Raw genomic sequence first — 19008 nt, 5'->3', positions numbered from 1 at the left:
AGGAGGCATGCGATTTGCGCGCCCGCAATAAGGGGGTGAAGGGGGGGCACGATGGCTGCATGGACCAAGACGATAGACGTTGCGGCGCGCGACATCCCGGGGTTCTGATGGAGCGCGGCGCGACTGGGCAGGCCAGCGTGAAGGTCCCGCGCGCCGTCTACTACGCGCTCGCGTCCAACGTCGTGGTGGCGTTGTGCAAGTTCGCCGCCGCGGCCTACACGAATTCGGGCGCCACGCTTGCCGAGGCCGCGCACTCCAGCGCCGACTGCCTGAATCAGTTTTTGCTCATCGCGGGCCGGCGCGCGGCTCGCAACCGGCCCGACGAACAGCATCCGCTTGGCTTTGGCCGCGAGACGCACTTCTACGCCATGCTCGTCGCGCTGCAGTTTTTCTTCGTGGGCGGCCTGCTTTCGATGGCCATCGGTGCATGGCGGCTCTGGCATCACAGCGGCGTCGATCATGTGCAGATCGCCCTGGGCGTGCTGGCCGTTGCGGCGCTCGCCGAGGGCACCGCGTTGCGCGCATCGATCCGTTCCGTCGACCGGCGGCGCCGCGCGGGCGGTCTATGGCGCTGGTTTCGCGAAACCGGCGAACTGGAGAACATGCTCTCGATCGGCGAGGACGCCGCGGCGCTCGCAAGCCTCGTCGTCTCGATTGCTGGCACGGGGCTGGCCGCCCTCACCGGCTGGCCGGGCTTCGACGCGCTCGGCAGCATCGGCGTGGGCGGCGTGATGATGGCGGCGGCCGTGTTCGCGCTTCGCGAGATCAAGTCGCTGATCGTGGGCGAAGCGGCGCGCGCGAGCGTGCGCCGGGACATGCGCGCGTGGCTCGAAGCGCGCCCCGAGATCGGCCGCGTGGTCAGCCTCGTCGTGCTGCGCTGGTCGGACAGCCTGCTCGTAGCAGTCCAGGCCGAACTCGCCGAGCGCTGCGACGCCGTCGAGCTGGTGCGCATCATCGACCGTGTCGAAAACGCCTTGCAGGCGGCGTTTCCTGCGGCGCGCTGGGTGTTTTTCGAGCCCGAGTTGCCGGAACACGGTGAGCATCCGCTATAGGTTCGAGGGCGCGATCGGGCCCCGCACGCACCCGAACCACCAGGCAAGCGCATTGCGCATTGCATGATCGCGACCATTCCAGCCCAACCCGCCCTGATAACGAGGCCGTTATGCACACAGCCACCCGCAACCCCGCGCCGCGCGCACACGACGCAAAGGCGAGGCACGATGACACGCATCTTCGCAGCGAAGCCGTGCCGATCGAACTCACGATCAACGGCGCGCACCACGCGCTGCACGTGGAACCGTGGACCAGCCTGCTCGACCTGCTGCGCGAGCAGCTTCATCTCACCGGCACGAAGAAAGGTTGCGATCACGGCCAATGCGGCGCGTGCACGGTGCTCGTGAACGGCGTGCGCATCAACGCGTGTCTCGCGCTCGCCGTGTCGCACGACGGCGCGGACGTCACGACGATCGAGGGACTCGCGCAAGACGGCGCGCTGCACCCCGTGCAGCAGGCCTTCATCGACCACGATGCGTTTCAGTGCGGCTACTGCACGCCGGGCCAGATCTGCTCGGCCGTGGGGCTGCTCGCCGAAGGCCACGCGCATTGCCGCGACGACGTGCGCGAGCAAATGAGCGGCAATCTTTGCCGCTGCGGGGCATACGTGAACATCGCGAACGCCGTGGAAGGCGTGCGCCGCGCGCAGGACCTCGCCGGCGGCGAAGAGGACGAAGGAGACGCACCATGAACCGCTTCTCGTACGCGCGCGCGAAGAGCGTGGACGACGCCGTGCGGCTGCACTACGCCACCCCCGGCGCCGAATTCCTCGCCGGTGGCACGAATCTCGTCGATCTGATGCGTGAGGATGTTATGCGCCCCGCCGCGATCATCGACATCACACGGCTGCCGCTGCGCGACATCGAGGCGACGCAGGACGGCGGCTTGCGCATTGGCGCGCTCGCCACCAATAGCGCGCTGGCATGGGACGCGCGCGTGATCGAGCGCTATCCGCTGCTCGCGCAGGCGCTGCTCGCCGGGGCGTCCGCGCAGATCCGCAACGCGGCGACCGTGGGCGGCAATCTGCTTCAGCGCACGCGCTGCCTCTACTTCTACGATCCCGCCACGTGCTGCAACAAGCGCGCGCCGGGCACCGGCTGCGCCGCGCTGGACGGCGTCAACCGCATGCACGCGATCTTCGGCGCGAGCGAACACTGCATCGCCACGCATCCATCGGACATGTGCGTCGCGCTCGAAGCGCTCGACGCCACGCTGCACGTGGCGGGCCGGCGCGGCACGCGCACGCTGCCCTTCGACAGCCTGCACCGCCTGCCCGGTCACACACCGCACCGCGAAACGACGCTCGCCGACGAGGAACTCATCACCGCCGTCGAATTGCCGCGCGAGGGCTATGCGCAGCACTTCACGTATCTGAAGCTGCGCGATCGCCAGTCGTATGCGTTCGCGCTCGTTTCGGTCGCGCTCGGCGTGCGCGTGGAGGACGGCACGATGCGCGCGCTAGGCTGCGCGCTGGGCGGCGTCGCGCACAAGCCCTGGCGGGATCGCGAAGCGGAAGCGCGTCTGATCGGCCGCGCTGTCGACGATACACGTGCCATCGAACGCTACGCCGACGCCGTGGTCGCGCACGCCGACCCGCGTCCCGGCAATGCGTTCAAGGTGGATCTCGCGCGACGTGCGATCGTGCGCGCATTCGAACAGGCGCTGGCGCCCCGAGCCGAGGGCGACGGCGCAGAAGACTCCGGGGAGGAATCAGCATGAGTACCGCCTATGAAGCTCGCCGCGACGCGGACCCGGTCGCACGCATCGGCGCGCCGCTCTCGCGCGTGGATGGCCGCAGCAAGGTCACGGGCGCCGCGCGCTACGCCGCCGAGTTCACGGCCACAGGGCTCGTGCACGGCGCGGTCGTCAACGCCACCATCGCGCGCGGCAAGATCGTCGCCATCGACGCGTCCGCGGCGCTCGCGCTGCCAGGCGTGCTGCACGTGCTCACGCACGAGAACCGCCCCACGCTCGCCGAAGACGACGCGGCCTGGAAGGATCAGATCGCACCGGGCGGCAAGCCGTTTCGCCCGCTCGCCGACACGCACGTCGCCTTCGCGGGCCAGCCCGTCGCGCTCGTGGTGGCGCAGACGCCCGAACTCGCGCACTACGCGGCTTCGCTCGTGCGCGTGCGTTATCGCAGCGAAGCGCATCAGACCGAACTGGCCCGCGCCCTGGAGCATGCGGTCGACCCCTCCACCGAGAAGGGCGGCTTCGAGCCGCCGCCGGCACCGCGCGGCCACGCGTACCGGGCGCTCGCGCGCGCCCCCGCCCGCACCGACGCGTTTTACAGCATACCCGCGGAGTTTCATCAGCCTATGGAGATGCACGGCTGCACCGTCGTGCCTTCCGCCGACGGGCGTTACATCGTCTACGAAAAGACTCAAGGCGTGAGCAATACTCAGCAGTACCTAATGAAGGTCTTCGGCCTGTCTCAGGACCGCGTACGCGTGATTTCGCCGTTCGTGGGCGGTGCGTTTGGCTCCGGCCTGCGGCCGCAATACCATCTGCCGCTGGCGATGATGGCGGCGCGCGTGCTGCGCCTGCCCGTGCGCGTGGCGCTCACGCGCGCGCAGATGTTCACCTTCGGACACCGGCCCGCCTCGATCCAGCACGTTGCGCTTGCCGCGCAACGCGATGGCCGCCTCGAAGCGATCATCCACGAAGCCGTGGGAGAAACCTCGCAGTTCGAGGACTTCACCGACGTGGTCGTCAACTGGTCGGGCCGGCTGTATCGCGCGCCGCACGTCCAGCTCGGCTACAAGCTGGGGCGGCTCGACGTGTACACGCCGCTCGATATGCGTGCGCCCGGCGCCGCGCAAGGTCTCTACGCGCTCGAATGCGCCATGGACGAACTGGCCGTCGCGCTGGACATGGACCCGCTCGAACTGCGCATCCGCAACTACGCCGACGAGGACGCGAACAAGCAGTTGCCGTATTCGAGCAAGGCGCTGCTCGACTGCTACGCGCAAGGCGCCGAGCGTTTTGGCTGGGGCGCGCGCATTGCCACGCCGCGCGCCATGCGCGAGGGCCACGAACTGGTGGGCTACGGCATGGCCACGGGCATGTGGGAGGCATTGCAGACCGAAGCGACCGTGCGCGCCGTCCTCAACGCGCAAGGGCGGCTCGAACTCGCCAGCGCCACGGCCGATATCGGCACCGGCACCTACACCGCCATTTCGCAGATCGCCGCCGACGCGCTGCACATGGCCATCGACGATGTCGAGTTCACGCTCGGCGACACATCGCTACCGCCCGCGCCGATCGAAGGCGGCTCGTGGACCGTGGCTTCCGTGGGCAGCGCCGCATCGCTCGCCTGCACGCAGCTGCGCTCGCGCCTCGCACAACTGTTGCCCGCGCACGGCGGCGTGGCGTTCGCCAATCTCGACCCCGGCATGCTGGACGAAGCGCTCGTGATCGAAGGCGGTGAGGTGAGGTTGAGCGAGAGCGCCGGCCGGCCCGAAACGCGCGCCCGCATTGCCGACGTTCTCGCCGACGCGGGCATGAAAACGCTCGAAGCGCAGGTCACACTGAAGCCCGAGGCGCTCCAGAAGCAGTATTCCATGGCGACGCATTCAGCCGTGTTCGCCGAAGTGCGCGTGGCCGAAGCGCTCGGCATGGTGCGCGTGGCGCGCTTGGTGAGCGCCGTTGCGGCGGGCCGCATCGTCAACCCGAAGACGGCCGCGAACCAGATCGCCGGGGGCGTGGTATGGGGCATCGGTATGGCGTTGCACGAAGAAGCGCAGTTCGACCATACGCTCGGGCGCATCATGAATCACAACCTCGCGGAATATCACGTGCCGGTGAATCGCGACGTCGGCGAGATCGACGTGCTGTTCGTGGACGAGCACGACGACGTGGTGAACCCACTCGGCGCGAAGGGGGTGGGCGAGATTGGCGTGGTGGGCGTGGCCGCCGCCGTGGCGAACGCGATCTACAACGCCACGGGCAAGCGCGTGCGCGATCTCCCGATCACGCTCGACAAGCTGCTGTGAGCCACGCGCGCGAGACATCATGAATGCCACCCGATTGACGCGCCTCGAAGCGCGCGCCTATACGATCCCCACCGACCTGCCCGAAGCGGACGGCACCATCGCCTGGCGTTCCACCACGCTCGTGCTGGTTGAAATCGATGCGCTCGGCTTCACCGGCGTGGGCTATACCTATGCGCATGCGGGCGCCACAGCGCTCGTGGAGAGCGTGCTCGGCGACGCCGTGCGCCAGCACGACCTCTTCGACACCGCGCGCATCAACCTCGAAATGCAGCGGGCCGTGCGCAACATCGGCCGGCCGGGCCTCGCGGCCTGCGCAATATCGGCCGTCGATGCCGCGCTCTGGGACCTCAAGGCGAAGGCGCTCGGCATCCCGCTGTGCGCGCTGCTCGGCATGCAGCGCGAGCGCGTGCCGGTGTACGGCAGCGGCGGCTTCACGAGCTACGACCTGAAAACGCTCACGAAGCAGTTGCGCGGCTGGGTCGAGAACGACGGCTGCGCGTGGGTCAAGATGAAAGTCGGCTCGCACCCGGCCGACGATCCGGCGCGCGTGGCGGCGGCGCGCCAGGCGATAGGCAGCACGGCGGGCCTCTTCGTCGACGCCAACGGCGCCTATGAGATCGAGGAGGCGCAGCGGCTCGCGCAATGCTTCGCGCAAGAGGACGTGCAGTGGTTCGAAGAGCCGCTTTCTTCGGACGACCGCCGCGGCCTCGCCGCGCTGCGCGCCGCCCTGCCCGCGCGCATGGCGCTCGCCGCGGGCGAATACGGCTATACGGCAGACGACTTCCGCGCGCTGCTGGAAACCCACGCCGTGGATGTGCTGCAGGCCGACGCCACGCGCTGCTGCGGCATCACCGGCTTTCTGCAGGCCGACGCGCTGTGCGATGCGTGGCATACGCCGCTCTCGGCGCATTGCGCGCCGGCGCTGCATCTGCATGTAGCATGCTCGGCGCGGCGCCTCGTGCATATTGAATGGTTTCACGATCACGCGCGCATCGAGGCCATGCTGTTCGAGGGCGCGCCGCGCCTGCACGCCGGACATATCGCGCCCGACCTCGCGCGCCACGGCCATGGCCTGACGTTCCGGCACGCCGACGCCGAACGCTACGCGGTGCGCTGACGCGCCGTCGTTCAACTGTCAGGTGGCCGCGCGGGCACCTGCTGCCAGCCGCCTGGGCAGGTCCGCACGTACGGGTAGTAGGTCTGCGACGCGACGCAGTAGTACCACACGCCGTATGGCGCCTCGCCGCCCTGGCCGCCCTGGCCGGTTTGATCGCCTTGCCCGTACTGCTCGTTTTGATCGTACATATTGGCGCCGCCGTACTGGGGCTCGGCCTGGGCCTGACCCTGGCCTTGTTCGATCCACTGCGTGGGCTGCGAGAAGTCGCCGGAAACGTAGGGGTAGTAGACGCTCGCGACGTACGGCGGATAGTAGTACGGATAGAACGGATAGCCGTAGATGAAGCCGGGGCCGAAGTAGAAGCCGACGCTCGCCGATCCGCAGCAGCCATACCAGCCGTGATAGCGGCCGCCGTGATACCAGCCGTAGCCGTGGTAGTAGCCGCCATGGTAGTAGCCGCCGTGGTAATAACCGCCGTGAGACCAGGCGCCGCCGTTATAGCCACCGTGGTAGCCGCCGCTCCAGCCGCTGCTGTGATTCGCGCCGCCGTAGCCGCCGCCTCCCCAGCCGCCGCCGCCACCGCCGCCCCAGCCACCGCCGCCGCCATGCACCCAACCGCCGCCTCGACCCGCGCTTGCCCCGGCGCTGATGCATAGCGCCACGAGCACGAGCAGGAGTCTGCACAATTCACGCGCTTTCATGATGCTTACCCCGGTAGCCGCTGACCGAAACGCTGACCGATAGCCGTCTGGCTTCATAGATTAGTTTAGGCGTCGGAAGCCCATTTTTCCTGTGCGGGCGACCACGGCGCGCTACGGCTCGCGCCAGTCGTCCTGCCGCGCGATGATGGCCGCACCGATGAGTCCGCCGTCCTGCCGGAACGCGCCCGGAACGACGACGCGTTCGCAAAACTGCCGCAGCGTGCGCTTGCGCACGGCCGCGTCCAGCGCGTCGATCAATGGGGCCACATTTGAAAGGCCGCCGCAAACCGGGACGACCGAAGCGCCCGTGATGTTGACCACGGCCGCGAGCGGCTCCGATACCAGCGCGAGCCACGCGCAAACGGTGCGCCTCGCGCGCTCGCCGCCTTGCTGCCAGTCGTCGAGAACGGTGTGGCTGTCTTTCTGCTCGTCGTTCAGGAGTGCGTGGAGCCGTTCCAGACCGCGTGCCGCGCCGATGGTGTCGACGCAGCCCACTCGCCCGCAACCGCAACGCAATGCCATCACGGGCTCCGCGTGGCCCATGCCGTCGAAGTCGACGTGCGTGCTGACCGGCAGCCCGTGGCCCCACTCTCCCGCTATGCCGCTCGCGCCGCCCACCACGCGGCCGCCCACGACCAGCCCGCCGCCGACACCCGAGCCGAGGACCACGCCGAACACGACATCGTGGCCGGCACCCGCGCCCTCGACGGCCTCGGCCAACGCGAGGCAGTCCGCGTCGTTTGCAATGCGTATGCGCCGCTTGAGCCGGGAGGACAACTCCGCGCCGAGCACGCGGCCCGAGACACAGGGGACGTTGGACGCGCAAATCACGCCGCTTGCGGGGTCGATCGCGCCTGCCATCGAGATGACGAGAGGCGAGCGGGTCTCGCCAATATGCCGGGCCGCCAGGGCTTCGAGGGTCGCGCCGAACGCCTCCCAACTGTCGACGGGGGTCGGCACGCTTTCGACGAGGCGCACGCTGCGCGGACGGTCCGATACACCGAGCCTGATGTAGGAGCCGCCGATGTCCGCGACAAAGACGCGTGAGTGTTGCCCTTGTTCAACGCTGGTGTCTGGCACCCTGGCTCCTCGTTAAGTGCATCGGCGACGCCAGCCTTTGGTTTCAGCGGGCGCGCACGAAATGATGCTCTATCTTCGCGCGCAACACGCCGTCGACGGCCGCGAGCTGTTCGCGCAGCCGGGCCGCCCGCCGTTCGGTCATGTCGCCAAATACGATTTTTTGCTCGAGCACGTCGCCGAAGCGGGTCACGGCCCATCGGTCGACGACCACCTGTTCGCCGTCGAGCACGCCGGCGGCGGTCGACACGACGCCGAGATCCAGACCGGACACCAGATGCACGGTGTGAGTAAGCGTGAAACCGGGGAGGCAGTGCGACAGGTCTTCACAGACGGTCGACGAGGAGGAGATATCTTGATGCATGGTGGCTCCGGATGAAGGTTGATCGAACCGGTGCCAGCCAGGCTGTTCCCGTTTCGTTGCCGTGAATCGGCCGCATCGCCTCGAGGGCTTCCACCTTGCCCGGGAGGGCAGGTTGGCGTCGGTCAGTCCGACTCTGGATGCTTTGCTGCTGCGTGGTGTTTCTTGTTCGATATTCCGAACGAGCTTTCATTATACCGAAATCAGGACGCCGGGCAAGAAGTGCGGCCACCCGGCTCTCCCGGCCCGCAAGCTACTTCCTGGGCACTGCGCCACGCGATTCGACCGCCCTGAGGAAATCGAAATCGGCGCCCTTGTCTGCCTGGGTCACGGTGTCGAGAAAGAGCTTGTGATAACCGCGGCTTGCCGTGGGCGCAGTCACCGGGTTCGCCTGCGCCCGGCGCCGCAGTTCTTCGTCGTCCACGAGCAGCGTAATCTCGCGGTTGGCCACGCTCAAGCGGATGCGGTCGCCGTTGCGGACCTGCGCTAGCGGGCCGCCGATGGCGGCTTCCGGCGTGACGTGCAGCACGATGGTTCCGAATGCCGTGCCGCTCATGCGTCCGTCCGAAATCCGCACCATGTCCTTCACCCCGGCCCGCGCCAGCTTCTTCGGGATCGGGATGTAGCCGGCCTCGGGCATGCCCGGCGCGCCTTTGGGTCCGATGCGCTTGAGGACGATCACGTCGTCGGCGTGGACGTCGAGATCGTCGGAGTCGATGCGGTTCGCCATATCGGTCGCGTCCTCGAACACCACCGCGCGGCCCTCGTGCTCCATGAGCGCCGCCGAGGCGGCCGATTGCTTGATGACCGCGCCACCCGGCGCGAGATTGCCGCGCAGCACGGCCAGGCCGCCCTGCGGGTAAATGGGCGCGCTGAGCGGCTTCACTACGTCCTGCGCGAAGCGCGGCCCGGCGCGCTCCATCTCCTCGCCGAGGGTGCGGCCGGTCACGGTCATGGCGTCGAGATGCAGCAAAGGCTTCAGTTCGTGAAGCAGCGTGGCCATACCGCCCGCCCGATGAAAATCTTCCATGTAGTGCTCGCCGGACGGCTTCAGGTTGAGCAGCACCGGCGTTTCGCGGCCCATGCGGTCCACGGCGTCCAGATCGATGTCGAAGCCCATGCGCCCGGCAATCGCTGCGAGATGCACGATGCCATTGGTCGACCCGCCGATGCCCAGCAGCACCCGCAAGCCGTTTTCGAACGACTCGGCGCTGAGCACCTGGTCGATGGTGAGCCGCCGTCGCGCCATCTCCACGACTTGCGCGCCGGTCTGCTCGGCCACGCGCATGCGGTCCGAGCTCACCGCTGGAGGCGAGGCCCCGCCCGGCATCGTCATGCCCATGGCTTCCGCCACGCAGGCCATCGTGCTGGCCGTGCCCATGACGGCACAGGTGCCGACGCTCGGCACGAGGCGGTCGTTCACCTCGGCGATCTCGTCCGCCGTGACTTCGCCCGCCCGAAACTTGCCCCAGTAGCGGCGGCAATCCGTACACGCGCCGACGCGCTCGCCGCGATGCGCGCCCGTCATCATCGACCCGGTAACGAGCTGAATGGCCGGAATGCCCGCCGACGCCGCGCCCATCAACTGGGCGGGCACCGTCTTGTCACAGCCGCCGATGAGCACGACCGCATCCATGGGCTGCGCGCGAATCATCTCCTCCGTATCCATCGACATGAGGTTGCGCATGAACATGCTGGTTGGCTGCGAAAAGCTTTCGTGGATGGAAATGGTCGGGAATTCCATCGGCAAGCCGCCCGCCAGCAGAATGCCGCGCTTGAGCGCCTCGAGAAGCTGAGGCGCGTTGCCATGGCACGGGTTGTACGCGCTGCCCGTGTTCGTGATGCCGATGACGGGTCGCGCCAGCGCGTCGTCGGTATATCCGGCGCCCTTGATGAAGGCCTTGCGAAGGAACAGCGAAAAGTCGGTGTCGCCGTAGTTCGTGAGTCCGCCGCGCATGCCCTGCGGATCATGGGAATCTTTTTCGTCGGGGGAGTGCTTATCGGACATAGCCACCATCCTCGGGTCGGTTCAATCAGCCTGGTCGAAGTTGCCGCCGCCGGTAAGGGTACTGCGAATTGTGCAATCAGCGCGTTGGAGAACGGCGTGACATGAGTGCCCACGATATTACAAAACGCCTTCGATGGCGGAATGAACTCAATGCGCGCAAACTCGGTCAGTCAAGGAACCGGACTTGCTCGCTGTATTCATTTCGGCCCACTGAAGCGAAATCATGTCGACGAAACCGACCCACCCCGCGACCCAGCCCCCCGCTTCCAACGAAGCTTCCCGCGCGGCCCCCAGCGCGAAAGTGCCTGCGCATCCGCACGGCGCACCGGCCGCGCCCGCCTCGCCCGTTGGCAAGCGTCCCGCACCGCCCTGCACGCTCGTGATCTTCGGCGCGGGCGGCGATCTGACCAAGCGCCTTTTGATGCCGGCGCTCTACAACCTCGCCGTCGACCGCCTGCTCGACGACGGCATGAAGATCATCGGCGTGAATCATGGCGAGCGCGAAACGAAGGCGTGGGTCGACGATCTGCACGCCGCGCTGGAGAAATTCGCCGCCGACAAGGCGAGCACCTTCCACGCCGGCAAGCTCGACGACGAGGCGTGGGACTGGGTCGCGCAGCGGCTCACCTACATGGCAGGCGAATTCGAAGACGACAGCGCATTCGAGCGCCTCGCGCAGCAGCTGAACGGCAAGTCGCGCGGCAACGTCGTGTTCTACCTCGCCGTGGGCGCGCGCTTCTTCAAGCCGATTATCGAGCGTCTCGGCAAGGCGGGGCTGCTCGACGAGGGCAACGACCGCAACGGCGCGTTCCGCCGCATCGTGATCGAAAAGCCCTTCGGCGCCGATCTCGCTTCGGCGCGCGACTTGAACGAGCATGTACTGCGCTTCGCGAGCGAATCGCAGGTCTATCGCATCGACCACTTCCTCGGCAAGGACACGGTGCAGAGCATACTCGCGCTGCGCTTCGCCAACGCCATGTTCGAGCCCGTCTGGCGGCGCGAGTACATCGACAGCGTGCAGATCACGGCTTCGGAAGTGATCGGCGTGGAAGGCCGCGGCAAGTTCTACGAGCAGACCGGCGCGTTTCGCGACATGGTGCCCAATCACCTGTTTCAGCTGCTCGGCATGGTCGCCATGGAGCCGCCCAACTCGTTCGACGCCGAAGCCGTGCGCAACAAGAAGGCCGACATCTTCGATGCGCTCAAGCCGCTCACGCCCGACGACGTGGTGTTCGGTCAATACGCCAAAGGCCCGGCGGGCGTGGGCTACCGCGAAGAACCGGACGTGGCGCAGGACAGCCGCACCGAAACCTATGCCGCCGCGCGCGTGCAGATCGACAACTGGCGCTGGGCGGGCGTGCCGTTCTATCTGCGTACCGGCAAGCGCCTCGCCGCGCGGCGCACGGAGATTTCGGTGCAGCTGAAGAGCGTGCCGTTTCTGCTCTTTCGCGACACGCCGGTCGATACGCTCACGCCCAACGTGCTGACGCTGCGCATCGATCCGTCGCATGGCACGAGCTTCGACTTCAACGTGAAGACGCCGGGGCCGGTCGTGCAGATCGGCCCGGTGCATTCGTCGTTCGACTACGACGACTTCTTCGCGGAGCGTGCCAATGTCGGCTACGAAACCCTGCTCTACGATTGCATGCTCGGCGACCAGACGCTCTTTCAACGCGCCGATGGCATTGAGGCGGCATGGTCGACGGTGGATGGCGTATTGCACCCGGAACTCGACGCCGCGCTTCCCGTGTACGAGTACGCCGCGGGCAGCGAAGGCCCGGCGCAGGCGGATGCACTGCTCGCGCGCGACGGCCGCGCGTGGCGCGCCCTCGCGCCGGCGCCGGCGAAGAAGACGTGAACCAGACAGCCAAGGAGAACGTATGACCAAAATCGAAAAAGCGGTGAAGAAAAGCGCTGTGAAAAGCGCGGTAAGTGCAACGCACACCTCGAACGACATCGAAAATATTCTCGCGATCGACGTTGGCGGAACGGGCCTGAAGGCCGCGATCATCGACGCGAGCGGCGCAATGCGCACGCAGCGCGTGCGCGTGGCGACACCCCATCCGTGCCCGCCCGCCTTGCTGGTCGAAACGCTCGCGACGCTCGTCGGCCCGCTGCTCAAGCAGCATCCGGCGACCCACGTTTCGATCGGCTTTCCTGGTGTCGTGCGCAACAATCATGTGATCACGGCGCCGCATCTCGGCCCCGACGACTGGAACGACGTGCCGCTCGCGCAGATGCTCGGCGAGCGCCTGGGCATTGCGTCGGTGCGCATGATCAACGACGCGGAAATGCAGGGCCTCGCCGCGATCGAAGGGCAAGGCCTCGAATTCGTGATGACGCTCGGCACGGGGGTAGGCACGGCCATGTTCCGTGATGGCGAACTGATGCCGCACCTCGAACTCGCGCATCATCCGGTCAGCCGGAAGCGCGCCTACGACGAGTACATCGGCGACGCCGCGCGCAGCAAGGCGGGGAACAAGCGCTGGAACGCGCGCGTCGAGAAGATCATCGGCATACTCGACTCGCTCGTGCACTACGACAAGCTCTGGATAGGCGGCGGCAACGCGGCGCGCCTCACGTTCGATCTGCCGCCGAACGTGGCCACCGTGCCGAACGACCGCGGCATCGAAGGCGGCGCGCGCCTGTGGCATCCGCGTTCGGTGCGCGAAACACGGCAGTTGCCCGCGGCCACGCAGCGCGCAGGCAAATTCCGCTAGCGGGATCGCTCGAGGCTTAGGCGCGGGCCGCGCCGCTACCCTTGCGCGCTTGCCCGCCGCCATCCGCGAAGAGTTCGATCACGCGTTCGCGCAGCCAGCGATTGCCTTCGTCGTGCTGCACGCGCGCGTGCCAGAGCAAATGAATCGGCGCGGCGGGCAGCTTCATGGGCAGCGCGCTCAGGCTCAGCGAAAACGGCTTCGCCAGTTGCAGCGCCAGCCGCTCCGGCACCGTGGCGATCAGATCGGTGCGCTCGAGGATGTAGCCCACGCTCATGAAGTGCGGCACCGAGAGCCGCACCTGGCGCTTCACGCCGCGCCGTTTCAGCCATTCGTCGACCTGTCCGTGCCCCGTGCCCGCCGACACCACCACCAGATGCTCGGCCTCGCGCCAGGCCGCGAGCGTGAGCGGCGCATTCTCCAGCGGATGGCCGCGCCTGAAGAGGCAGACATAGCGCTGATCGAAGAGACGCCGCTGATAGAAGCCGCCTTTGAGTTGCGGCAGCAATCCGATGGCGAGATCGACCCGGCCGTCGGCCATCTCTTCGCTGAGGTTGACGCCCGTATTGCGCACGGTGTTGAGCGCGACGCCCGGCGCTTCGCGCGCGAGGCGCTCGAGCAGCGCGGGCAGGAACACGACCTCGCCGATGTCGGTCATGCCGATCGTCATGGTGCGCGTGGCGCGCAACGGGTCGAACCCGGTCACGGGATTGAGCGCGCCGTGCAGCGTGGCGAGCGCCTGCGCGACCGGCTCTGCGAGACGCAGCGCGAACGGCGTGGGCACCACGCCGCCGGGCCCGCGCACGAAGAGCGGATCGCCCAGCAGGCGGCGCAGCTTCGCGAGCGCGTTGCTCACGCCGGGCTGGCTCATGTTCATCTGCTCGGCCACGCTCGCCACGCGCCGCTCGCGCATGAGCCGATGAAAAAGCAGCAGCAGATTGAGATCGATGTCGCCCAGTTCCATTCATTCAATCCAGTGATGAAGCAGATTCCTTCCATTTTATTGTGGAATGAGAAGCGGCTGCCGAGAATACGGACACGGTGTGAGCGTGACGAAGCAGCGCCAGCCGACCCCACCTATATGAATATCGGAGACACAGTCATGAAATCACGTGATCTGAAGATTGCGATCGTCGGCGCTGGCATCGGCGGCCTCACACTGGCTCTCGCGCTGCGCGAGCATGGCATCGACGCGCAACTCTTCGAGCAGACCGACGAGCTGCGCGAAGTGGGCGCGGCCGTCGCCCTCTCGGCCAACGCCACGCGCTTCTACGAGCGCATGGGCCTGCGACCGGCCTTCGAGAAAGTCTGCGCGGAAGTGCCGGGCCTCGTCTATCGTGACGGCCGCAGCGGCGCGGTGATCGGCCACCATCGCGGCGCACCGGACTCCCGCGGGCAATTCGGCGGCTCGTACTGGGGCGTGCATCGCGCCGATCTGCAAGCGGTGCTGTCGGGCGCGGTCGGGCTCGAGCGCATCAAACTCAGCCATCGGCTCGTCGATCTCGCGCAGCAACCCGACCACGTGAGCCTGACGTTCGCCAACGGTGAACACGTCGATGCCGATCTCGTGATCGGCGCGGACGGCGCGCGCTCGATCACCCGGCGCTGGATGCTGGGTTACGACGACGCGCTGTATTCGGGCTGCTCGGGCTTTCGCGGCGTGGTGGCCGCGGAGCGCACGGACTTGTTGCCCGATCCCGAGACCATTCAGTTCTGGGTCGGGCCGGGCGGCCATCTGCTGCACTATCCGATTGGCGACAAGGGCGACCAGAACTTCCTGCTGGTGGAGCGCCATCCGTCGCCGTGGCCGTCGCGCGAGTGGGTGATGCCTGCCCAGGAAGGCGAGCAACTGCGCCTTTTCAGGGACTGGCACCCGGCCGTCGTGCAGATGATCACCGCTGTGCCGATCAGCCAGCGCTGGGGGTTGTTCCACCCCCCGCCGCTCGGCCGCTGGAGCAAGGGCCGCATCACGTTGATCGGCGACGCCGCCCATGCGCTCGTGCCGCACCACGGCCAGGGCGCGAACCAGTCGATCGAGGATGCCGTGGTGCTGGCCGACCAGCTGGCGAAGGCGGGCTCGGGTAACTGGCGCGAAGCGCAGCAAGCCTACGAGCGCCTGCGCCGGGGCCGCACGCGCAAGGTGCAGTACGCTTCGATCACCACGGCGGACGTGCTGCATCTGCCCGACGGCCCCGCTGCGCAGCAACGCAACGCCCGGCTCGGCTCGCGCGAGGGCGTGCTCAATCATCTGGACTGGATCCACGATTTCGACGCGCTTGCCCAGGAGCCGAACGAGCGCCAAGGGGGAACGTGGCTTTAAGGGTGACCGGCAAGCTGCACAGTTAATGATCCGTTAATCTCGGCACGCTAGAATCGGCGCTTTCAACCGACCCTTTCTGAGCACGGAGCGCCCATGCAAATCGCTGCCGATTCGCGCTACGACCTCGTAGCGCGCCTGCTTCACTGGCTCGTCGTCGCACTCGTCGCGGCGCAGTTCGTGATCGGCTGGACCATGCCCGATGTGCACCGCGACACGCGCCCCGTCGGCGAAATTGCGTGGCACCTAGGCGTCGGCACGGCGCTCGTCGCCGCCATGGTGTGCCGTCTGCTCTGGCGCGCCACCCATCGCCCGCCGCCCGACGACCAGACGCCGTTCATGCGTGCCGTGGCAGCCCTCACGCATGCCGGCCTCTACGCCCTGCTCATCGCGGTGCCCGTGCTCGGATGGATCAACGCGTCGTCGCGCGCGTGGGACGTCACGCTGTTCGGCGCCATCCCGCTGCCCGCGCTCTCCCCTGCGGGTTCATCGTTCGGGCACGCCATGGGCGACGTCCACAGCGTGCTCGCGTGGGTGCTGTTCGCGTTCATTTGCCTGCATGTGGCCGCGGCGCTGTTTCATCGCTTTGTGCTCAAAGATCGCGTGCTGCAGCGCATGAAGCTTTAGTCGTTACTGGCCACGCCGCGGCGGGTCCGGCTCGGTCACGAAGCCGACCTTCGCGAGTCCCGCGGCGCTCGCCGCCGAGAGCTGCTTCGCGACACGCCCGTACGGCGTGGCGCGATCGGCCGAGAGCCGGATTTCAGGCTGCGGCGTGAGCCGCGCGGCTTCTACCAGCCGCGCCGATAGAGCGGACTCCTGAACAGGCTGCCCGTTCCAGCTCATGTGGCCAAGCGCATCGACGACGATGTCGACGTGCGGCGCGGCCAGGTCCTCACGCTGGCTGCTCGCGCGCGGCAACGCCAGCTGCGCAGCATGGTGCAGAACCGGCAGCGTCACCATGAAGATGACGAGCAGCACGAGCATCACGTCGATGAGCGGCGTCATGTTGATGTCGGCCGTCGGCATCGCTTCGTCTTCCAGATCGCGATCGTCGTTCATACCCGTTCCTTCATCGTCCCACGCGGCGCAGGCGCGCTGCCTGTGAGCAACAGCGCGTGTACGCCGTATGCGAAGCGGTTGAGCTGCGCGACGATATCGCGCGAAACACGCGCAAGCGCGTGATACCCAAGCACGGCGGGAATCGCCACGCACAGGCCGAGCGCCGTCATGATGAGCGCCTCGCCAACCGGCCCCGCGACGTGTTCGAGACTGGCGTCGCCACTCGCGCCGAGTGCGAGCAGCGCATGGTAGATGCCCCACACGGTGCCGAGGAGGCCGACAAACGGCGCCGTGCTGCCGATCGAGGCAAGCAGGCCGAGACCGCGCTGAAGACGCGTCGAGCTCTCGTTCACCGAAGCCCTGAGGCTGCGCAGCAACCACTCGCTCAAGTCGACGCGCCCGCGATGCGCAGCGCCGCTCGCCCCGTGGTGCGCCAGCGCGCGCTGGCCTGCGCTGGCCAACTCGAAGAACGGCGTGCCCGCGGGCCCCAATGCATCGACGCCATCGTCGGCGTCGACGGCTTCCCGGAAGCGTCTTTGCGCGAAGCCCGAATGGCGGCGCAGACGCGCGAACTCGAACGCCTTCACTACGATCACCGACCACGACACGACCGACATCGCGATGAGCAGCGCCGCCACGAAGCGCGTCATCGGATCGCCCTGGGTCCACAGGTGCGCGATTCCATAGGTTGGCATGAGATCCTCCGTTTCATTCGCTGAGGGTGAACGTGAACGGCACGTCGGCACGCGCGGGCGCCGCCTTGCCGTCCTCGGCATAGGGCTGGCAGCGGCTCGCGAGCGCCGCGTCGCGCGCCGCTTCGTCGAGCCTCGCGTAGCCGCTGGTCGTCGCTACACGCGCGGCGACTACGTGGCCGTCCGCTGCGGTATCGACTTCGATGATGGCCGTGCCCGCCTCGGCGCGGCGCAAGGACTGCGCGGGGTAGTCGGGCTTCGTGAGCGCGCAATCCAGATGGGCGACGCGGCGCGGCACGTCCACGGCAGGTGCCTGAGCGACGGGCGCAGGTTGCGATCGCGGCTGCGGTCCAGCTATGCGCTCCGTCGGCGTCGCGGCTTCGGGGGCAGCATGTGCGGACGGTGGTGGCGTTAGCGGCGGCGGCGTGCGTGCAATGCTTTGCGCACGCACAGGCGCAGGTGGACGGGTTCTAGCCGACTGCACACGATTATTCTGGATTGCTTCGTGAGTGGGTCGGCTCGGCGAAGACGTTCGCGCAGGCGCTTCGTTCTTGTTCGACACAGGCGGAATCGGCGCGATCAGCACGGCGTCAATGACCCTCACGTGCACCGGCATCGCGTGCGACGCGGGCGCCTCCCATCGCGCCACCGCAATCAGCGCGGCATGCAGCGCGAGCACGCCCGCGACCACACCGGCGATTGCGGCACGCCGCCCGAACGGGTGCTGGCCGAACGCCGCAGGCTCACCGCGATCGAAGCGCGCAACGACCGACGCCATGTCGATTCTCCACTCAAAGCGCGAGCGAGTTCTGCCGGCTGCGGAACACGATCGGCCGCTCGTCGTCGCGCGTTGGCCGTCTTGCGAATTCCACGGCCTGCACGATGCGGTCGTGATGCGGCGACTTCCCGCACACCGGGTCGACCGCGGCGGCGTCGCCGGTCAGCAGGTAGGCCTGGCATCGGCAGCCGCCATGATCGGCGTGACGCTCGTCGCAACTGCGGCAGGGGTCGCGCATCCAGCCATCGCCACGAAACGCGTTGAACGCTTCGCTCTCGTACCAGATCTGCCGCAGCGGCACGTCGCGCACGTTCGGCAACACGAGGCCCGGCAACGAACGTGCCGCGTGGCAAGGCAACGCCGCGCCATCGGGTGCCACGCCGAGAAACACGCTGCCCCAGCCGCTCATGCACGCTTTGGGCCGCTGTTCGAAGTAGTCGGGCACGACGAACAGAATGCGGCACCGATCGCCAATCCGGGCGCGATAGCGGTTCACGGTCTCCTCCGCTTCGCGAAGCTGCTCGGCGGTGGGCATCAACTGGTCGCGATTCAGCATGGCCCAGCCGTAATACTGCGTATTCGCGAGCTCCAGATAGTCGGCGCCCAGTTCGAGCGCCATGTCGATGATCTGCGCGATGTGCGGCAGATTGAAACGATGCAGCACGCAGTTGAGGACCATGGGATAGCCATGCGCCTTCACGAGCCGCGCAACGTTGCGCTTCAGTTCGAACGTGCGCGTGCTCGTGAGAAAGTCGTTGAGTTCGCGTGTGGAATCCTGCATCGACACCTGAATATGATCGAGCCCGGCCGCCTTGAGCCTCTCGATGCGCTCAACGTTCAAGCCGATCCCGGACGTGATCAGGTTCGTATAGAAGCCAAGCTGGCGCGCATGCGCGACGAGCGCTTCCAGGTCGTCGCGCAGCAGCGGCTCGCCGCCGGAAAAGCCGATCTGCGCCGCGCCCAGTTCGCGAGCGGCGCTGATGGTCGCGCGCCATGTTTCGGTGTCGAGTTCTTCGCCGTGCCGCGAGAAGTCCACCGGGTTGTAGCAGAACGCGCAATGCAGCGGGCAGCGGTAAGTCAGCTCGGCGAGCAGCCAGAGCGGCTTGGGCAGGGGGGCAGGAGCGGTCGCCATG

General features: G+C 67.5%; 18 protein-coding genes and 1 riboswitch. Of the genes, 9 read left to right on the top strand and 9 right to left on the bottom strand.

Annotated elements, in window-relative coordinates; translation table 11 throughout:
- The first annotated feature begins 59 nt into the window (after window positions 1–59).
- The 5 genes from AB4Y36_RS17730 to AB4Y36_RS17710 all read left to right on the top strand — a co-directional run bounded on the left by AB4Y36_RS17730 (window position 60) and on the right by AB4Y36_RS17710 (window position 6165).
- The gene (locus tag AB4Y36_RS17730; RefSeq protein WP_342948289.1) at window positions 60–1052 is read left to right on the top strand and encodes a cation diffusion facilitator family transporter; all 993 of its coding nucleotides are present in this window, start codon (window positions 60–62) and stop codon (window positions 1050–1052) included.
- A 110-nt stretch (window positions 1053–1162) separates the two neighbouring features.
- Window positions 1163–1744, top strand: a complete 582-nt coding sequence (locus AB4Y36_RS17725) for a (2Fe-2S)-binding protein (protein ID WP_069262304.1) — start codon at window positions 1163–1165, stop codon at window positions 1742–1744.
- A complete protein-coding gene (locus tag AB4Y36_RS17720; RefSeq protein WP_368683701.1) occupies window positions 1741–2772 on the top strand; it encodes a xanthine dehydrogenase family protein subunit M in 1032 nt (343 codons plus the stop codon). Before AB4Y36_RS17725 ends, AB4Y36_RS17720 begins: the two co-directional genes overlap by 4 nt.
- Window positions 2769–5048, top strand: a complete 2280-nt coding sequence (locus AB4Y36_RS17715) for a xanthine dehydrogenase family protein molybdopterin-binding subunit (RefSeq protein WP_368683700.1) — start codon at window positions 2769–2771, stop codon at window positions 5046–5048. The genes AB4Y36_RS17720 and AB4Y36_RS17715 overlap by 4 nt, the downstream gene beginning before the upstream one ends.
- Before the next feature lie 19 nt (window positions 5049–5067).
- Window positions 5068–6165 carry an enolase C-terminal domain-like protein gene (locus AB4Y36_RS17710; protein WP_342948292.1) on the top strand — a complete coding sequence of 366 codons (1098 nt, stop codon included), beginning with the start codon at window positions 5068–5070 and terminating at the stop codon, window positions 6163–6165.
- An 11-nt stretch (window positions 6166–6176) separates the two neighbouring features.
- On the opposite strand, the gene AB4Y36_RS17705 is transcribed toward AB4Y36_RS17710, so the two are convergent.
- The 4 genes from AB4Y36_RS17705 to AB4Y36_RS17690 form a co-directional block, all read right to left on the bottom strand.
- Window positions 6177–6866 carry a hypothetical protein gene (locus AB4Y36_RS17705; protein ID WP_368683699.1) on the bottom strand — a complete coding sequence of 230 codons (690 nt, stop codon included), beginning with the start codon at window positions 6864–6866 and terminating at the stop codon, window positions 6177–6179.
- A gap of 111 nt (window positions 6867–6977) precedes the next feature.
- A complete protein-coding gene (locus AB4Y36_RS17700; RefSeq protein WP_368683698.1) occupies window positions 6978–7946 on the bottom strand; it encodes an ROK family protein in 969 nt (322 codons plus the stop codon).
- Window positions 7947–7989: 43 nt separating this feature from the next.
- Entirely contained in the window at window positions 7990–8307 is a 318-nt protein-coding gene (locus tag AB4Y36_RS17695) for a hypothetical protein (protein ID WP_176732832.1), read from the bottom strand.
- A 42-nt stretch (window positions 8308–8349) separates the two neighbouring features.
- A riboswitch (SAM-I-IV-variant riboswitch) is annotated at window positions 8350–8453 on the bottom strand.
- A gap of 104 nt (window positions 8454–8557) precedes the next feature.
- A complete protein-coding gene (locus AB4Y36_RS17690; protein ID WP_368683697.1) occupies window positions 8558–10312 on the bottom strand; it encodes an IlvD/Edd family dehydratase in 1755 nt (584 codons plus the stop codon).
- A gap of 223 nt (window positions 10313–10535) precedes the next feature.
- On the opposite strand from AB4Y36_RS17690, the gene zwf reads away from it, so the two are divergent.
- Both zwf and AB4Y36_RS17680 read left to right on the top strand, forming a co-directional pair.
- The gene (zwf, locus tag AB4Y36_RS17685) at window positions 10536–12170 is read left to right on the top strand and encodes a glucose-6-phosphate dehydrogenase (protein ID WP_368683696.1); all 1635 of its coding nucleotides are present in this window, start codon (window positions 10536–10538) and stop codon (window positions 12168–12170) included.
- A gap of 22 nt (window positions 12171–12192) precedes the next feature.
- Window positions 12193–13032 (top strand): ROK family protein, encoded by an 840-nt coding sequence (locus AB4Y36_RS17680; RefSeq protein WP_368683695.1) that lies wholly within the window; start codon window positions 12193–12195, stop codon window positions 13030–13032.
- A 16-nt stretch (window positions 13033–13048) separates the two neighbouring features.
- Here AB4Y36_RS17680 and AB4Y36_RS17675 read toward each other — a convergent pair whose 3' ends face one another.
- Complete coding sequence (locus AB4Y36_RS17675) at window positions 13049–13993, bottom strand: LysR family transcriptional regulator (RefSeq protein ID WP_069262312.1); 945 nt, start codon at window positions 13991–13993, stop codon at window positions 13049–13051.
- 138 nt (window positions 13994–14131) lie between these two features.
- On the opposite strand from AB4Y36_RS17675, the gene AB4Y36_RS17670 reads away from it, so the two are divergent.
- Window positions 14132–15349 (top strand): FAD-dependent monooxygenase, encoded by a 1218-nt coding sequence (locus AB4Y36_RS17670; protein WP_368683694.1) that lies wholly within the window; start codon window positions 14132–14134, stop codon window positions 15347–15349.
- Between the two features lie 99 nt (window positions 15350–15448).
- On the top strand, window positions 15449–15973 hold the full coding sequence (locus tag AB4Y36_RS17665) for a cytochrome b (protein WP_176732836.1): 525 nt from the start codon (window positions 15449–15451) through the stop codon (window positions 15971–15973).
- A gap of 3 nt (window positions 15974–15976) precedes the next feature.
- Here AB4Y36_RS17665 and AB4Y36_RS17660 read toward each other — a convergent pair whose 3' ends face one another.
- From AB4Y36_RS17660 to pqqE, 4 genes are read right to left on the bottom strand one after another with little or no spacing between them, the layout of a single operon-like run.
- Window positions 15977–16405, bottom strand: a complete 429-nt coding sequence (locus AB4Y36_RS17660; protein WP_069262315.1) for a biopolymer transporter ExbD — start codon at window positions 16403–16405, stop codon at window positions 15977–15979.
- Window positions 16402–17100: a MotA/TolQ/ExbB proton channel family protein gene (locus tag AB4Y36_RS17655; RefSeq protein WP_069262316.1), complete on the bottom strand. Its 699-nt coding sequence runs from the start codon at window positions 17098–17100 to the stop codon at window positions 16402–16404. The genes AB4Y36_RS17660 and AB4Y36_RS17655 overlap by 4 nt, the downstream gene beginning before the upstream one ends.
- A 13-nt stretch (window positions 17101–17113) precedes the next feature.
- Window positions 17114–17875, bottom strand: coding sequence for a TonB family protein (locus AB4Y36_RS17650; protein WP_368683693.1), 762 nt, complete (start codon window positions 17873–17875; stop codon window positions 17114–17116).
- A gap of 13 nt (window positions 17876–17888) precedes the next feature.
- Window positions 17889–19007 (bottom strand): pyrroloquinoline quinone biosynthesis protein PqqE, encoded by a 1119-nt coding sequence (pqqE, locus tag AB4Y36_RS17645; protein ID WP_069262318.1) that lies wholly within the window; start codon window positions 19005–19007, stop codon window positions 17889–17891.
- Between the last annotated feature and the right edge of the window lies 1 nt (window position 19008).

Source organism: Paraburkholderia sp. BR10936 (genome assembly GCF_040965735.1).
In the GTDB taxonomy this organism is placed as follows: domain Bacteria; phylum Pseudomonadota; class Gammaproteobacteria; order Burkholderiales; family Burkholderiaceae; genus Paraburkholderia; species Paraburkholderia nodosa_A.
This window is presented reverse-complemented; position numbering and strand designations above follow the sequence as displayed.

Excerpts from the sequence above, each read along its gene's own strand:
- AB4Y36_RS17670 (WP_368683694.1), top strand. The coding sequence starts at position 14,132 with ATGAAATCACGTGATCTGAAGATTGCGATCGTCGGCGCTGGCATCGGC.
- AB4Y36_RS17730 (WP_342948289.1), top strand. The coding sequence starts at position 60 with ATGGACCAAGACGATAGACGTTGCGGCGCGCGACATCCCGGGGTTCTG.
- AB4Y36_RS17680 (WP_368683695.1), top strand. The coding sequence starts at position 12,193 with ATGACCAAAATCGAAAAAGCGGTGAAGAAAAGCGCTGTGAAAAGCGCG.
- AB4Y36_RS17695 (WP_176732832.1), bottom strand. The coding sequence starts at position 8,307 with ATGCATCAAGATATCTCCTCCTCGTCGACCGTCTGTGAAGACCTGTCG.
- AB4Y36_RS17660 (WP_069262315.1), bottom strand. The coding sequence starts at position 16,405 with ATGAACGACGATCGCGATCTGGAAGACGAAGCGATGCCGACGGCCGAC.
- AB4Y36_RS17690 (WP_368683697.1), bottom strand. The coding sequence starts at position 10,312 with ATGTCCGATAAGCACTCCCCCGACGAAAAAGATTCCCATGATCCGCAG.
- pqqE (WP_069262318.1), bottom strand. The coding sequence starts at position 19,007 with ATGGCGACCGCTCCTGCCCCCCTGCCCAAGCCGCTCTGGCTGCTCGCC.
- AB4Y36_RS17725 (WP_069262304.1), top strand. The coding sequence starts at position 1,163 with ATGCACACAGCCACCCGCAACCCCGCGCCGCGCGCACACGACGCAAAG.
- AB4Y36_RS17650 (WP_368683693.1), bottom strand. The coding sequence starts at position 17,875 with ATGGCGTCGGTCGTTGCGCGCTTCGATCGCGGTGAGCCTGCGGCGTTC.
- AB4Y36_RS17655 (WP_069262316.1), bottom strand. The coding sequence starts at position 17,100 with ATGCCAACCTATGGAATCGCGCACCTGTGGACCCAGGGCGATCCGATG.
- AB4Y36_RS17715 (WP_368683700.1), top strand. The coding sequence starts at position 2,769 with ATGAGTACCGCCTATGAAGCTCGCCGCGACGCGGACCCGGTCGCACGC.
- AB4Y36_RS17710 (WP_342948292.1), top strand. The coding sequence starts at position 5,068 with ATGAATGCCACCCGATTGACGCGCCTCGAAGCGCGCGCCTATACGATC.
- AB4Y36_RS17705 (WP_368683699.1), bottom strand. The coding sequence starts at position 6,866 with ATGAAAGCGCGTGAATTGTGCAGACTCCTGCTCGTGCTCGTGGCGCTA.
- zwf (WP_368683696.1), top strand. The coding sequence starts at position 10,536 with ATGTCGACGAAACCGACCCACCCCGCGACCCAGCCCCCCGCTTCCAAC.
- AB4Y36_RS17720 (WP_368683701.1), top strand. The coding sequence starts at position 1,741 with ATGAACCGCTTCTCGTACGCGCGCGCGAAGAGCGTGGACGACGCCGTG.
- AB4Y36_RS17675 (WP_069262312.1), bottom strand. The coding sequence starts at position 13,993 with ATGGAACTGGGCGACATCGATCTCAATCTGCTGCTGCTTTTTCATCGG.